The 14,214-nt window shown below is 62.9% G+C and carries 13 protein-coding genes; 11 read left to right on the forward strand and 2 right to left on the reverse strand.

What is annotated here, in order from left to right:
* The first annotated feature begins 23 nt into the window (after positions 1–23).
* From PAN31108_RS10395 to PAN31108_RS10440, 10 genes are all read left to right on the forward strand, one after another.
* Positions 24–1,115 (forward strand): porin, encoded by a 1,092-nt coding sequence (locus PAN31108_RS10395; RefSeq protein WP_150668796.1) that lies wholly within the window; start codon positions 24–26, stop codon positions 1,113–1,115.
* A gap of 150 nt (positions 1,116–1,265) precedes the next feature.
* Positions 1,266–2,183 carry an MBL fold metallo-hydrolase gene (locus PAN31108_RS10400; protein ID WP_246183882.1) on the forward strand — a complete coding sequence of 306 codons (918 nt, stop codon included), beginning with the start codon at positions 1,266–1,268 and terminating at the stop codon, positions 2,181–2,183.
* Positions 2,184–2,402: 219 nt separating this feature from the next.
* Positions 2,403–3,419, forward strand: coding sequence for a 1,2-phenylacetyl-CoA epoxidase subunit PaaA (gene paaA / locus PAN31108_RS10405; protein WP_150668798.1), 1,017 nt, complete (start codon positions 2,403–2,405; stop codon positions 3,417–3,419).
* Positions 3,420–3,466: 47 nt separating this feature from the next.
* Complete coding sequence (gene paaB, locus PAN31108_RS10410; protein ID WP_039393802.1) at positions 3,467–3,763, forward strand: 1,2-phenylacetyl-CoA epoxidase subunit PaaB; 297 nt, start codon at positions 3,467–3,469, stop codon at positions 3,761–3,763.
* Positions 3,764–3,848: 85 nt separating this feature from the next.
* Positions 3,849–4,652: a 1,2-phenylacetyl-CoA epoxidase subunit PaaC gene (gene paaC / locus PAN31108_RS10415; protein WP_150668799.1), complete on the forward strand. Its 804-nt coding sequence runs from the start codon at positions 3,849–3,851 to the stop codon at positions 4,650–4,652.
* A 46-nt stretch (positions 4,653–4,698) separates the two neighbouring features.
* A complete protein-coding gene (gene paaD / locus PAN31108_RS10420; protein WP_370819630.1) occupies positions 4,699–5,277 on the forward strand; it encodes a 1,2-phenylacetyl-CoA epoxidase subunit PaaD in 579 nt (192 codons plus the stop codon).
* Between the two features lie 32 nt (positions 5,278–5,309).
* Positions 5,310–6,398 (forward strand): 1,2-phenylacetyl-CoA epoxidase subunit PaaE, encoded by a 1,089-nt coding sequence (gene paaE / locus PAN31108_RS10425; RefSeq protein WP_150668801.1) that lies wholly within the window; start codon positions 5,310–5,312, stop codon positions 6,396–6,398.
* 210 nt (positions 6,399–6,608) lie between these two features.
* Positions 6,609–7,397 (forward strand): DUF1835 domain-containing protein, encoded by a 789-nt coding sequence (locus PAN31108_RS10430; protein ID WP_150668802.1) that lies wholly within the window; start codon positions 6,609–6,611, stop codon positions 7,395–7,397.
* 9 nt (positions 7,398–7,406) lie between these two features.
* Complete coding sequence (locus tag PAN31108_RS10435) at positions 7,407–8,075, forward strand: TetR/AcrR family transcriptional regulator (RefSeq protein ID WP_150668803.1); 669 nt, start codon at positions 7,407–7,409, stop codon at positions 8,073–8,075.
* Between the two features lie 237 nt (positions 8,076–8,312).
* Positions 8,313–8,969, forward strand: a complete 657-nt coding sequence (locus PAN31108_RS10440; RefSeq protein WP_150668804.1) for a GNAT family N-acetyltransferase — start codon at positions 8,313–8,315, stop codon at positions 8,967–8,969.
* A 90-nt stretch (positions 8,970–9,059) separates the two neighbouring features.
* Here PAN31108_RS10440 and PAN31108_RS10445 read toward each other — a convergent pair whose 3' ends face one another.
* Both PAN31108_RS10445 and PAN31108_RS10450 read right to left on the reverse strand, forming a co-directional pair.
* Positions 9,060–9,548 (reverse strand): Lrp/AsnC family transcriptional regulator, encoded by a 489-nt coding sequence (locus PAN31108_RS10445; protein ID WP_150668805.1) that lies wholly within the window; start codon positions 9,546–9,548, stop codon positions 9,060–9,062.
* 244 nt (positions 9,549–9,792) lie between these two features.
* Positions 9,793–10,011 (reverse strand): hypothetical protein, encoded by a 219-nt coding sequence (locus PAN31108_RS10450; protein WP_150668806.1) that lies wholly within the window; start codon positions 10,009–10,011, stop codon positions 9,793–9,795.
* Positions 10,012–10,629: 618 nt separating this feature from the next.
* Between PAN31108_RS10450 and PAN31108_RS10455 the strand changes: the two genes are divergently transcribed.
* Positions 10,630–14,196, forward strand: a complete 3,567-nt coding sequence (locus tag PAN31108_RS10455) for an indolepyruvate ferredoxin oxidoreductase family protein (RefSeq protein ID WP_150668807.1) — start codon at positions 10,630–10,632, stop codon at positions 14,194–14,196.
* Positions 14,197–14,214 lie beyond the last annotated feature (18 nt).

The following is a 14,214-nucleotide window of genomic DNA, read 5'->3' on the forward strand; positions in this document are numbered from 1 at the left end:
GGTTTGGATGTCTCGCGATTTTCATGAGTGTTTCCGTGCCCGCATCGGCACAGACGTCGTTCACCATTTACGGCGTCATCTCCGACGGCATCGGCTATTTCAGCAACCAGTCGGGAAGTTCGGGCGTTCAGCTCGTGAGCGGGGCGAATCAGAACAATCGACTCGGGTTTCGGGTCAATGAGGACATTGGCGGCGGGTGGTCGACCATCGCCACATTGGAAAACGGCTTCGATATCAATCAGGGCAAGTTCGGTCAGTGCGGTCGAATGTTTGGGCGGCAAGCCTTCGTGGGACTGTCGAGCAGGACATACGGCACGCTCACCGTCGGCCGGCAATACGACGTGCTGTGGGATTACCTCGATCGTATCGAGCCACAGTCGATGGGGCCGGGATTGGCGACGAGCATCGGCAGCAACGACAACATCGAAGGTAACTTCCGCTATAGCAACTCCGTGAAGTACAAGAGTCCGGAATGGAACGGTCTGGCGTTCGAGACGATGTATGCGTTCAGCAACAAGGCCGGCGCGTTTGAGCAGAACCGGGCCTTCAGTGCCGGTGTCAATTACACCCGGGGGCGTCAACGATATGCCCTGACTTACCTGGAGATCGATCGTCCTGGGACGTCAAACCCGTCGGGTGCCGTCAGCGACGATTATTCGGGTGGCGCGTTCCAGTTGTTCCACACCAGCCCGATAGATTCCCGCGTCGGGGTAGCGCGCCAGCGCGTTGTCGCCGGCGGCGCCGAGTACGCGTTCGGTAAAACACAGATCGGTGGCATCGTGTCCGATGTGCGCTACGCCTACCTCGACGGCACCAGCCTGCATATCAACAATGTCGACCTCACGGTCGTGTACAACGTCACCCCGGCGCTGGCGGTCTCGGCGGCCTACGTCTATTCGCTGGGTCATTACGGTGGCATCGACGCAACCTCGCACTGGAACCAGGGACAACTGAGCGCAGACTACTTCCTTTCAAAGCGGACCGATATTTACGCCTACGTGAACTATGTCAGAGCGTCGGGCCCGCTGGCGACGGCCGTCTTGTTCCTCGCCTCTGCCGCGTCGAGCAACAAGGAGCAGACCGCATTCGTCGCAGGTATTCGGCACCGATTCTGAAGCCGTGACGGTCGTGTTGCCGGACGCGCCGAACGGATCGGTCGGCATATCGATACCCTATCAACATGCGGCGCACGCATGACGCGTGCGCTGTTCAACAGGCGACACACGAAAATGTCACACGATTTTTCCGACAGGACCGGACAACCCATGGCCTTCGAGATGAAGGTCGGGAAAGTGGTGGTTACCGTCATTGTGGAGTCTTGCGCTCCGCTGCTCGCGTTAAGCGAAATTTTCCCCGGTGCGACCGACAGCATGCTTGCCGAGATCCGCACGGGCGACACCGACGCATGGTTCGACAAATCGTCCGACAGGCTCGTGGTCGCGATCCAGGGGTTTGTCGTGCGCAGCGAAGGAAAGATCATCGTCGTCGACACCTGTGTCGGCGACTGCAAGTCGCGGGTACGCGACGTGTTCGATCACGCTACGCAGGGGTGGCTGGAAAGGCTGGCCGAGAGCGGGACGCATCCGGCGCAGGTCGACACCGTAGTCTCCACCCATTTTCACGTCGATCACGTGGGGGGCAATACCCGGAGGGTGGACGGTCGATGGCAGCCCAGCTTTCCCAACGCACGATACCTGTTCGTCGAAGCCGAACTCGATTTCTGGCAAGGTGACGGTGGAGCTGCGGGTATCGCGCGCACCGGCGACTACCTCGGCGACAGTATTCGCCCGATCCTCGATGCAGGCCTGGCGGACATTGTCGCCGGCGATCACCGCATCACCAGCGAGGTCAGTCTGATGCCCACGCCGGGACACTCGCCGGGTCACGTTTGTGTCGTCATCGAAAGCGCAGAGGACTGCGCCATCCTGAGTGGCGACATGTTCCACTCGCCGTTGCAATGCCGTCACCCGTCGCTGAGTACGCGTTTTTGCGACGACCCCGCGCAATCGGCCGCCACGCGCATCGCCTTCGTCGAACAGAACGCCGACCAACGCACGCTGGTGATTCCGGCACATTTCCCATTCCCGAGCGCCGGGCATCTGTGTCGTGATGCTCATGGCACGCACTTCAGGTTTGTCGACCGCGACGCGCTCACGTGGATTCCCACCCATATCCCGTCTTAGGCACCTTCCGGTGCCCGTCTCCAGGCCCCATCCTCAGACGCGGCACCTCTCCACGCCCCCGGGCGCCTCTCGGTACCTTGCCTCTCGGTACCCGGCCTCTTTGCCTCTTTTAGGCATCTCCAAATACCTCCGCGGCTTAATGGAAAACATTTATTGACCGACCGGCCGGTCGGTTTATAATGCGTTCCATATCCCCACATGCCGCGGAGGCCTTCCTCTATGTATACGCAAGCCATCGATCTGGCCGGCAACAGCCCCAAGGGCGCAGGCGTTACCCTCGCCCTGAGTGAGGCCGAGCAGGCGCAGCAAGCTCGCTTCGACGCGCGTGTCGCCGACGAGCAGAAGATCGAGCCGCAGGACTACATGCCCGCCGAGTACCGCAAGACGCTCGTGCGCCAGATCTCGCAGCATGCGCATTCGGAAGTCGTCGGCATGCTGCCGGAAGGCAACTGGATCTCGCGCGCCCCGAGCCTCAAACGCAAAGCCATTCTGCTCGCCAAAGTCCAGGATGAAGCCGGGCACGGCCTCTATCTGTACTCCGCCGCCGAAACGCTCGGCACCTCGCGCGATCAGATGATCGATGCCCTGCACAGCGGCAAGGCCAAATACTCCAGCATCTTCAATTACCCCACGCTCACGTGGGCCGACGTCGGCGTGATCGGCTGGCTTGTGGATGGCGCCGCCATCATGAATCAGGTGCCGCTGTGCCGCTGCTCGTACGGCCCTTACGCGCGCGCCATGATCCGCGTGTGCAAGGAAGAGTCGTTCCACCAGCGTCAGGGCTTCGATGCCCTGCTCTCGATGATGCGCGGCACGCAAGCCCAGCGCGACATGGTGCAGGAAGCCGTGAACCGCTGGTGGTGGCCGGTGCTGATGATGTTCGGTCCGAGCGACAAGGACTCCATCCACAGCACGCAGACCATGAAGTGGGGCATCAAGCGCATCTCGAACGACGACCTGCGTCAGAAGTTCGTCGACGCAGCCGTCGAACAGGCCCGCGTGCTCGGCGTGACCTTCCCCGATCCGGATCTGAAGTGGAACGAGGCCCGCAAAGCGCACGACTACGGTGAGATCGACTGGAGCGAATTCTGGCGCGTGGTCGGCGGCGACGGCCCGTGCAACAAGGAACGTGTCGGCACCCGCGTGGCTGCCCACGAAAAAGGCGCCTGGGTGCGCGAAGCCGCCCTCGCCCACGCCGCCAAACAGCGCCAGCGCGCCGAGAAGCAGGCCGCCTGAGCGTTTAACGCCAGTCACGCCGCCCTCACAAGACATCAGGAACGATCATGACGCAAGCAAGCAACAAGGAATGGCCCCTCTGGGAAGTGTTCGTGCGCAGCAAAATGGGCCTCGAACACAAGCACAGCGGCAGCCTGCACGCCGCCGACGCCGAAATGGCGCTGCGCATGGCGCGCGACGTCTACACGCGCCGTCAGGAAGGTGTGAGCATCTGGGTGGTCCCGTCGGTCGCCATCACGGCGTCGGCACCGGAAGACAAGGCCGAATTGTTCGATCCGGCCGCCGACAAGATCTATCGTCATCCGACCTTCTACCAACTGCCGGAAGAAGTGAACCACATGTAAGCGGCCGCGCGCCGACGGACGCCACAACGTGGTCGAACCCGTCAAGGGCGCGCAGCACGCGACACCCCCAGCGAGACCCCAGAACATGAAACCGACGCAGGAACATCTGTCCTATCTGCTGCGCCTCGCCGACAACGCGCTGATCCTCGGTCAGCGCAACGCGGAATGGTGTGGTCACGGCCCCGTGCTGGAAGAAGACATCGCCCTCACGAACCTGAGCCTCGACCTCATCGGCCAGGCCCGCATGCTCTATCAGCACGCCGCCAGGCTCGAAACGGAACTCACCGGCTTCGCCAAGCAGGAAGACGACTACGCCTTCTGGCGCGACGAATTCGCCTTCCGCAACTGGACGCTCGTCGAACTGCCCCACTACGGCCCGACGGCCGGCACCACGGCTGCCGAGCGCGACTACGCCGTCACCATCGTGCGCAACTTCCTCTACTCCGCCCTCATGGTCGAAGTGTGGCAGGCGCTCACCCGGTCGGCAGACGAGGAACTCGCAGCCATCGCCGCCAAGTCGGTCAAGGAAGCGCATTACCACCTGCACCACGCACGCGACTGGCTCGTGCGCTTTGGCGACGGCACGCAAGAGTCGCACCGCCGCGCGCAGGCCGCCCTCGACTATCTCGTGCCGTACATGAACGAGATCTTCAAGCGCGACGCCCTCGAAGACACGGTAGTAGCCGCCGGTACGGGCGTCACGATGGCCGAGCTGAAGGACGCCTGGCAAGCCACCGTCAGCGACACCCTCACCGAAGCCACGCTGACGGCGCCGGTGGGCGGTGCGTTCGAGAGCACGGGCAAGTTCGGCCATCACTCCGAGCACATGAGCTATCTGCTCGGCGAGATGCAGGGAGTGGCCCGTCAGCATCCCGGCGCGAGCTGGTAAGCCCCCGGCGCACATCATGCCCACGACGAACCTGTTTGCCGACCCGATGACGAATCTGCCGCTCACGCCCGCCGTTGCGCCGGACGTCCTGACGCCGGCGTCGGAGGCGTCGCTGCCGCTCGCGTGGCAAACGCTCGACGCCGTGCCCGACCCGGAGATTCCCGTCGTGTCGATCCGGGAACTCGGCATTCTGCGCGATGTGCGCGTCGTCACGAACGATCAGGGCGCGACAGCCTTCGAAATCGTGATCACGCCGACGTACTCCGGTTGCCCGGCCATGCAGCAGATCGCCGAGGACATCGCCGCCGCCATGACCCGCGCCGGCCTCGGCCCGTGGCATGTCAAGACGGTGCTCGCGCCCGCCTGGACGACCGACTGGATCAGCCCGGAAGCCCGCGAAAAGCTGCGCGGTTACGGCATTGCGCCGCCCACCGGGGCACAAGCCGTCTCGGCAGACGTCCCGCGCAAGATCACGTTCTACGGCCGCCCGAAAGACGGCGTGCCCTGCCCGCATTGCGGCTCGCACGATACCGAAGTCGTCTCCGCCTTCGGCTCGACCGCCTGCAAGGCGCATTACCGTTGCCGTTCGTGCCAAGAGCCGTTCGACTACTTCAAGCCATATTGATTGGCCAGATTGACCCGACTGGGAAGCCCACGATGACGACCCCGCAATTCCATTCGCTGACGATTCGCGAAATCCGGCCCGAAACCGCCGACGCCATCTCCATCGCCTTCACGGTGCCGGACGCGCTGCGCGACGCCTATCGCTTCACGCAAGGCCAGTTCCTCACGCTCAAGACCGACATCGACGGCGAAGAAGCCCGTCGCTCTTACTCGATCTGCGTTGGCGTGCCCGAATACGAGGCCACGGGCGAACTGCGCGTGGGCATCAAGCGCGTGCCGGGCGGCAAGTTCTCCAACTTCGCGAACGACAATCTCAAACCGGGTCAGCAAATCGACGTGATGACGCCGGACGGCCGCTTCTTCACGCGCCTGTCGGCGGACCACGCCAAGCATTACGTCGGCTTCGCCGGCGGCTCGGGCATCACGCCGATGCTCGCGCTCATCAAGACGACGCTCGCCGCCGAACCGGATAGCCGGTTCACCCTTGTCTACGGCAACCGCTCGGTGCCCGCGATCATGTTTGCCGAGGCGCTCGAAGACCTGAAGAACACGTATCTGGGCCGCCTGCGTCTGTACCATGTGCTGTCCGACGAAGCCCAGGAAGTCGAGTTGTTCAACGGTTTGCTCGATCGGGACAAGTGCGCGGCGTTTCTGGACACGCTCATCCCGGCATCGAGCATCGATGAGGCCTTCATCTGCGGCCCCGGCCCGATGATGGACGCCGCCGAAGCCGCGCTGGCCGCCGCCGGCGTCGCCAAGGAAAAGATCCACGTCGAGCGCTTCGGCGTGCCGTCGCCGCAAGCCGGTGCCAAGCCGGTCGTCATCACAGACGACACGCCCATGGCCGAACTGGTCGTCGTGATGGACGGCAAGGAACGCCGTCTGCGTCAGCCGTACGAGGGGCAGAGCATTCTCGACACCGGCCTGGCCGCCGGATTGTCGCTGCCCTACGCCTGCAAGGGCGGCGTGTGCTGCACGTGCCGCGCGAAGGTGCTCGAAGGCGAAGTGGCGATGGACAAGAACTACACGCTGGAAGATAACGAAATCGAACAGGGCTTCGTGCTGACGTGCCAGGCGCGCCCGCTCACGGAACGCGTGGTGGTGAGTTACGACGAGCGCTGATCGGTCGGTAACGGGGTGAGGTGGTGGGGCGGTGGGGCGTCTCTTGCCGGGTCGAACGTCCGTTTACCGTAGTGTGCGAACGCCACGCGATCTAAGGTCAACACGGGCCAATACAGGTGAAAGCCGCCTGAAATCCCGCCAATGTGCCGATGATGTCCGGCATTACGGGGGCGTCAACCCGAGGTAGCGGGAATACCGTAAACTACCGGCATGAATACCATCCATGTCGTCTGTGGCGATATTGCCGCGCAGCAGTTGCGCGCGGCGATGGCGCAAGCGCAACGCGCCGACCCCGTCCTTGTCCTGCGTGACGATCTGGCCATCGGCCCGTTGCGCGAGATCGACGAGAACGAACGGCAACGTGCCGCTTTCTGGCAGCGCGTCGCACCGTCGGCCGGTCGCGATTACGCGGGCGAATTGCGCGAAGCGCTCGTGTCGCTGCAACGCCTCGTCGAGGGCGACAATGCGGTAGTCTGCTGGCATGGAGACAGCGCGTGCGATCAGTTGATGCTGCGTCGCGTGGCCTTCATGCTTCGCAGCACGCCTGCCCGTCTGAACGAAATCGCCTTGCGCGGCAGCGATCTGAGCCCCGCCGGTCACGCGAGCGACGCCAACCGCCGGACCAGCGTCGGCATGTACTCCCCGGATGTGCTGGCCCAACGGTTCGCACGCATCGCCCCGATTTCGTTACTTCGCATCGGACGGCTATCGCTGGAATGGCGGGCGCTCAAGCAAGTGAATACGCAGGTGCGGCGCTGGGTGCACAACACGTTCGAAGGCGCGACCTTCGCGGAGATCGACGATCAGATTCTCGCGCGCGCCCCGGTCGCCTGGACACCGATGGCCGCGTTTCTCGGCGAACTGATGCCCCGCATCGAAGGGTTTTTCGCCACGGACAGTTTTCTTTTGTGGCGCTGCCGCGAACTCGGTGCGGCAGGCCGGCTAGCGCTACGCGGCGACACCACAGCCGCTAGCGCGTGCGATTTACGACTGGAGTAACCCCCGTTTATGGCACGTACCAAAGCGCCCGATCACGAATCGCAGCGCGAACAGATTATCGACGTCGCCGCCGACGCGTTTGCCCGCGCGAGTTATCCGAGCACGTCGATGTCCGAACTGGCCGCCGCCTGCGGCACGTCCAAAGCTCGCCTGTATCACTACTACGCCAGCAAGGACGCCATCCTCTTCGATCTGCTGGAGCGCTACACCAAGCGCCTGATGCTGATCGTCACCGAGGTCGAAGCGCTCGGCCAGCGTCGTGGTCTGTCGGAACGCGATACGTTTCACGAGCTGATCCGCGCCTTCCTGGACGAGTACGAGACGTCGCAGACGCGTCACATCGCGCTGCTCAACGACGTGAAATTCCTGAACGACGAGCAACGCGAGATCGTGTTGAACCGTCAGCGCGATGTCGTCGCCGCATTTGCACGCCAGCTCACACGAGCCTTCCCCGAACGCGTGGCCAAGCATAATCAGACCGCGCTCACGATGATGCTGTTCGGCATGATCAACTGGACGTTCACGTGGCTCAAACCCGGCGGCCGCATGCGGTACCGCGACTTCGCCAACGAAGTGATCGCCGTGCTCGAACACGGTCTGGCCGCCCCGCTGCCCGAGGGCGTCGATGCCGGAATTTCGGCACCGGCACCGGCCACGCCATCGCGCATCCAAAGTTAGCAAGTAATCACTCACACAAGAAGGGCGTTAATGCGCCCTTTTTTGTTGCCTCGCAACAACTCCATTGAAAATGCCTCGGATCACCGGATCCAGAAAAGACGCCATGCGTCAGCGACTTAGACGCTTACCTCCACAGTCAACGTATATTTCCTAGGGTTTTTACCTATCCGATCGGGTATAATTCTTTTGCGTCGCACAATGCAGTGCACGTACTAAAGAATACTCAAGGATTACGCCATGACTGCCCCGAACCACACGCCCGACGTCGCCCGCGCGACGGTTGCCGCCAACGAGCGGTCGAGCGTGCTGATTCGTGAGCTGACGTCCGGCGATGTCCACCGTCTGCAGCGCCACTTTCTGGCGCTCGGCGAAGAGGACCGCCTGCTACGTTTCGGGCAGGCTGTCTCCGACGACGTGATTACCCGTTACGTCGCCAGCCTCGACTTTTCCCGTGACAGCGTTTTCGGCGTCTATGACGACAACCTCGCGCTCGTCGCGGTGGCGCATGTCGCGCAGTTGCCCGAAGGCAAGAACGGCCGTGTCGCGGAGTTCGGCGTCTCGGTGCTCGAATCGGCCCGTGGCCGTGGCATCGGTTCGCGTCTGTTCGAGCGGGCGGCGATCCACTGCCGCAACAAGCGCGTCGACACCCTTTACATGCATTGCCTGTCGCGTAACGCACGCATGATGCGTATCGCCAAGAAGGCCGGTATGGAAATCAACTTCGCGTACGGCGAAGCCGACGGTTATCTGAGCCTGCCCCCGGCCGACACGCAATCGATGCTCTCGGAAATGATGCAGGAGCAGATTGCGGCATTCGATTACGCGCTCAAGCGTCAGGTACGCAATGCGCGGCGTCTGGTCGGCGCGCTTCTGCCGAATCAACGCGCTGCCTGAGATCGCTCGAACGTACCCGAGCGTTGCGCCTCATGAAAAACCCGGCCTTGGCCGGGTTTTTTGTCTTCGTCAGAATGAAATGCACGTCGATCAGGGAAGCGGCAACGCCGTCGTCTCTTTCAACTGGTCGAGGACGAAGCTGGTTTTGACGTCGACCACGCTGGGGTGCACGAGCAGATGCGTCTGCATGAATCGCGAGAAGTGCGCCATGTCGCGCACATGCACCCGCAGCAGATAGTCCATGTCGCCCGCCATCGCGTAACACCCGACGACTTCCGGCCAGGAATCGACCACGCTGCGGAAGTGCTCGATGACCGAGCCGCCCTGCCCGTCGCCGGGATGTCGTTTGTCGAGCCGCACACTCACGTAAGCCAGCAGCCCGAGTCCGAGGCGCGTGGGCTCGAGCAGCGCGACGTAGCCGCGAATCACGCCCGCCTCTTCGAGGCGACGGATGCGCCGCAGGCATGGGCTCGGCGAGAGACGCACCTGTTCGGCGATTTCGAGGTTGGAGAGGCGTCCGTTGCTTTGCAGCAAGGCAAGAATGCGCCGATCGATCTTGTCCAGTTCCAGTTTTGACATATATCTCCCTATTATTGGTATTTATGCGCAATATTATTGCGCAATTCTCCACTTATAAGGAAGTGTAAGGCGCAAAAACGTGGTTACAAGAGATTACAGCGCAGGCGAGCCGTGATCGACGCAAAGAAAAAAGGCGCTTGCCTGAATCGGCAGCGCCTTACGCTTGAGGAGTGTATCGCCACGCAACGGGTATGGCCGTGATGGCAACGCACTCAGGGGGATCAGGCCGAAATCACGATGTGACCTAGCGGCGCTGGAATTCGCGCGGGTCGATCGTGCGCTGGTCGAACGGGCCTTCGTAACGCTGCGGCGTCTGGGTGGTGCGCTGTTGCGTCATTGCGCTCGCCGGGGTCGATTCGGCCACCTTGTCGCGTGCCAGTTCGTCTGCGCGAGCGACGCTGACTTCCAGCGTCAGGAACGACGCGGAAACCAGCAGGAATTTGGCGATATTTCGTCGGTTCACAGTGACTCCTTTCTTACGTATCACTTTTTATGCGAGGCGCACGGATGTGCGCGCGGAGAACGTATACAACGTATTGAACGTCTCAAGTAACGCGTTAGTGAGCATTTTGCCCGCCACGTTCCCGCTTTCCCCGAACCGTTACACGTTGTTACCCCCGTGTCAGAAGGCGCCGACAAGCGGACGGTTGCCGACATAATCGCGACACAATGCTGCCATATTGCAGCAATTTCCCCAATCAAAAATGCGTCGCTATGCCGCACCTGCCGCTTATGTGAGGGGTGGGACGTGGGGAAACGGCACGCAGGCGGCAGACAGGGTTTACGCCAGACGTCTGACGTTTACGTAAACGTCATAATCCTCGCTATACTGCGCTCGATCGGCAACCTATGAGACGTCACCGCCACCGTCGGGCAACGCCATGACACCGGTGATACCATGAGGCCGACTGGCATCAGCATCACGAAAAAAGGCCCCGCCCACCGAGTGACATCACGTCTGTGAGTCCTCGGGACAAGCGACGAAAAGGCCGGCATTCACGCTGCCGTCCTGCTTCACAAGAGCGGGAGGGGCAGGAAGTTTTGGCGATCCCAAAATCAGTGAGAGTGAGGAGCACACCCCATGAACGCCCCCGTCAATCCGAGTTTGCTGGCCGCACTAGAATCGGTCACGCTCGACGACAAGTACACGCTCGAGCGCGGTCGCGCTTACATGAGCGGCATCCAGGCCCTGGTCCGACTACCGATGTTGCAGCAGGCGCGCGACGCTGCGGCAGGGCTCAACACCGCCGGCTTCATCTCGGGTTATCGCGGCTCGCCGCTCGGCGGTCTGGATCTGTCGCTATGGAAGGCCAAGCAGCACCTCGCCGGCCATAACATCGTCTTTCAGCCGGGGCTGAACGAAGACCTCGCCGCCACCGCCGTGTGGGGCTCGCAGCAGGTCAATCTGTATCCCGCCAAGTTCGATGGCGTGTTCTCCATGTGGTACGGCAAGGGCCCGGGCGTGGACCGTTCGATGGACGTGCTCAAGCACGGCAACTCGGCCGGTTCGTCCAAGCACGGCGGCGTGCTGGTGCTCGCCGGCGACGACCACGCCGCCAAATCCTCCACTCTCGCGCATCAGTCCGAACACGTCTTCAAGGCAGCCGGCATTCCGGTGCTGTTTCCGTCGAACGTGCAGGAGTACCTCGATTACGGCCTTCACGGCTGGGCAATGAGCCGTTACTCCGGCTTGTGGGTCGCCATGAAGTGCGTGACGGACGTGGTCGAGTCGTCGGCCTCCGTGCTCATCGATCCGCACAACGTCGACATCCGCCTGCCGAACGATTTCCTCATGCCGCCCGACGGCCTGAACATCCGCTGGCCCGATCCGCCGCTGGTGCAGGAAGCGCGCATGATCGACCACAAGTGGTATGCCGGCCTCGCCTACGTGCGCGCCAACAAGCTCGACCGCGTGACGATCGACTCGCCCAACGCCCGCTTCGGCATCATGACCGGCGGTAAGGCGTATCTCGACGTGTGCCAGGCGCTCGCCGATCTCGGTCTGGACGACGCCACGTGCCAGCGCATCGGCATCCGTCTCTATAAAGTGGGCTGTGTGTGGCCGCTCGAAGCGCAGGGCGCGCGCGCGTTTGCACAAGGACTTCAGGAAATTCTGGTGGTCGAGGAAAAACGTCAGATCCTCGAATATCAGATCAAGGAAGAGTTGTACAACTGGCGCGACGACGTACGTCCGCGCGTGTACGGCAAGTTCGACGAAAAGGACGGCGCCGGCGGCGAATGGTCCGTGCCGATGGCCAACTGGCTGCTGCCCGCGCACTACGAACTCTCGCCGGCGCTGATCGCCAAGGCGATCGCCACGCGTCTGGAAAAATTCGAGCTGCCGAGCGACGTGCGCGATCGCATCGCAACGCGTCTGCGCGTGATCGAGGCGAAGGAGCAGGCACTGGCCAAACCGCGCGTGGCGGCGGAGCGCAAGCCATGGTTCTGCTCGGGCTGCCCGCACAACACGTCTACCAACGTACCCGAGGGCTCGCGCGCCATCGCCGGGATCGGCTGCCACTACATGACCGTGTGGATGGACCGCAAGACCGACACCTTCTCGCAGATGGGCGGCGAAGGGGTGCCCTGGATCGGCCAGGCGCCGTTCTCGTGCGACGAACACATCTTCGCGAACCTCGGCGACGGTACGTACTTCCACTCGGGTCTGCTCGCGATTCGCGCGGCGATCTCGTCGAAGGTCAACATCACCTACAAGATTCTGTACAACGATGCGGTCGCCATGACCGGCGGCCAGCCCGTCGACGGCACGCTCACCGTGCCGCAGATCGTGGCACAGGTCGACGCGGAAGGCGCCGCGAAGATCGTCATCGTGACGGACGAGCCGGAAAAGTACGACGGCGTGAAGCTCGTCGGCGACGTGCCCGTCTATCACCGCAGCGAACTCGACCGCGTGCAGCGGGAGCTGCGTCTGGTGAAGGGCACGTCCATTCTGATCTACGACCAGACATGTGCGACCGAGAAGCGCCGCCGCCGCAAACGCGGCGCGTACCCCGATCCGGCAAAGCGCGTGGTCATCAACGAGTCGGTCTGCGAAGGCTGCGGCGACTGCTCGGTGAAGTCGAACTGTCTGTCGGTCGAGCCGCTGGAAACGGAGTTCGGCACGAAGCGTCAGATCAACCAGTCGACGTGCAACAAGGACTTCTCCTGCCTGAACGGCTTCTGCCCGAGTTTCGTGACGGTGGAAGGCGGGCAGCTTCGCAAGCCGAAGACGGCACAGGTCGATAGCAGCGGTCTGCCGCCGTTGCCCGAACCGGCGCTGCCGGCGATTACGCGTCCGTACGGCATTCTCGTGACGGGCGTGGGCGGCACGGGCGTCGTCACCATCGGCGGCCTGCTCGGCATGGCGGCGCATCTGGAGAACAAGGGCGTCACCACGCTCGACGTGACCGGCCTCGCCCAGAAGGGCGGCGCGGTGACGAGCCACGTGCAGATCGCCTTGCAACCCGAAGACATCCATGCGACGCGCATCGCCATGGGCGACGCGCGCGTCGTGATCGGCTGCGACGCCATCACCACGGCCAGCGACGACACCCTGTCACGCGTGCAACACGGTGTGACGAACATCGTGGTGAACAGCGCCCATACGCCGACGGCCGAGTTCATCCGCAATCCGAACTGGCGCTTCCCCGGTTCGAGCACGGAGAACGATATCCGCGCGGCTGCCGGTGAGAGCGTCGATTTCGTCGATGCCAATCATCTGTCGCTGCGTCTGCTCGGCGACACCATCTACACGAACCCGTTCGTGCTCGGCTATGCATGGCAGAAGGGATGGGTGCCGCTGTCGTACGCCGCGCTCAATCGCGCCATCGAACTCAATGGGGTGGCCATCGAGAAAAACAAGCAGGCGTTCGAATGGGGACGTCGCGCGGCGCACGATCTCGCGAGCGTGCGCAAACTCGCGCAGCAAAACGAAGCGCCGGAGTCGTCGGCCACGGGCGGCAAGCTGATCACGCTGCACTCGCCGCGCGCGCTCGACACGCTGATCCAGCGTCGCTACGACCAGCTCGTGGCGTATCAGGACCGCGCGTATGCCGAGCGTTTCAAGCAGACGGTCGACCGGGTGCGCGCCGCCGAGGCGGCCCTGCCGAACGACGCCTCGCAAATGCCGCTGACCGAAGCCGTCGCCCGCGCGCTGTACAAGCTCATGGCGTACAAGGACGAGTACGAAGTCGCACGTCTGTACACCGACCCGGCGTTCATGAAGAAGATCCACGAGCAGTTCGAGGGCAACTTCTCGCTGCGCTTCCATCTGGCGCCGCCGTCGCTCGCAAAGCACGACGACAAGGGGCATCTCGTCAAGAAGGCCTATGGCCCGTGGATGATGAAGGCGTTCGGTGTGCTCGCGAAGTTCAAAGGCCTGCGCGGTGGGGCGTTCGACATCTTCGGCCGCACGGCGGAGCGTCGCATGGAACGCGCGCTGATCGGCGAGTACGAAGCGCTGGTGAACGAACTCGTGGCGCACCTGAACGAACGCAACCTGTCGCTGGCCGTGCAACTGGCCGAGTTGCCGCAGGAAATGCGCGGCTACGGCCACGTGAAGGAGCAGAACGTGGCGGCCACGCGCATCAAGTGGACGAAGTTGCTCGCGCAGTTCCGCGACGGTGGCTCACACCGGGTCGCGGCCTGAACGCCTCGCCTGAACCCC

The sequence above is a fragment of the Pandoraea anhela genome, from assembly GCF_902459655.1.
In the GTDB taxonomy this organism is placed as follows: Bacteria; Pseudomonadota; Gammaproteobacteria; order Burkholderiales; family Burkholderiaceae; genus Pandoraea; species Pandoraea anhela.

Excerpts from the sequence above, each read along its gene's own strand:
- paaD (WP_370819630.1), top strand. The coding sequence starts at position 4,699 with ATGACGAATCTGCCGCTCACGCCCGCCGTTGCGCCGGACGTCCTGACG.
- PAN31108_RS10395 (WP_150668796.1), top strand. The coding sequence starts at position 24 with ATGAGTGTTTCCGTGCCCGCATCGGCACAGACGTCGTTCACCATTTAC.
- PAN31108_RS10445 (WP_150668805.1), bottom strand. The coding sequence starts at position 9,548 with ATGTCAAAACTGGAACTGGACAAGATCGATCGGCGCATTCTTGCCTTG.
- paaC (WP_150668799.1), top strand. The coding sequence starts at position 3,849 with ATGAAACCGACGCAGGAACATCTGTCCTATCTGCTGCGCCTCGCCGAC.
- PAN31108_RS10400 (WP_246183882.1), top strand. The coding sequence starts at position 1,266 with ATGGCCTTCGAGATGAAGGTCGGGAAAGTGGTGGTTACCGTCATTGTG.
- paaB (WP_039393802.1), top strand. The coding sequence starts at position 3,467 with ATGACGCAAGCAAGCAACAAGGAATGGCCCCTCTGGGAAGTGTTCGTG.
- PAN31108_RS10435 (WP_150668803.1), top strand. The coding sequence starts at position 7,407 with ATGGCACGTACCAAAGCGCCCGATCACGAATCGCAGCGCGAACAGATT.
- PAN31108_RS10455 (WP_150668807.1), top strand. The coding sequence starts at position 10,630 with ATGAACGCCCCCGTCAATCCGAGTTTGCTGGCCGCACTAGAATCGGTC.
- paaA (WP_150668798.1), top strand. The coding sequence starts at position 2,403 with ATGTATACGCAAGCCATCGATCTGGCCGGCAACAGCCCCAAGGGCGCA.
- paaE (WP_150668801.1), top strand. The coding sequence starts at position 5,310 with ATGACGACCCCGCAATTCCATTCGCTGACGATTCGCGAAATCCGGCCC.
- PAN31108_RS10440 (WP_150668804.1), top strand. The coding sequence starts at position 8,313 with ATGACTGCCCCGAACCACACGCCCGACGTCGCCCGCGCGACGGTTGCC.
- PAN31108_RS10430 (WP_150668802.1), top strand. The coding sequence starts at position 6,609 with ATGAATACCATCCATGTCGTCTGTGGCGATATTGCCGCGCAGCAGTTG.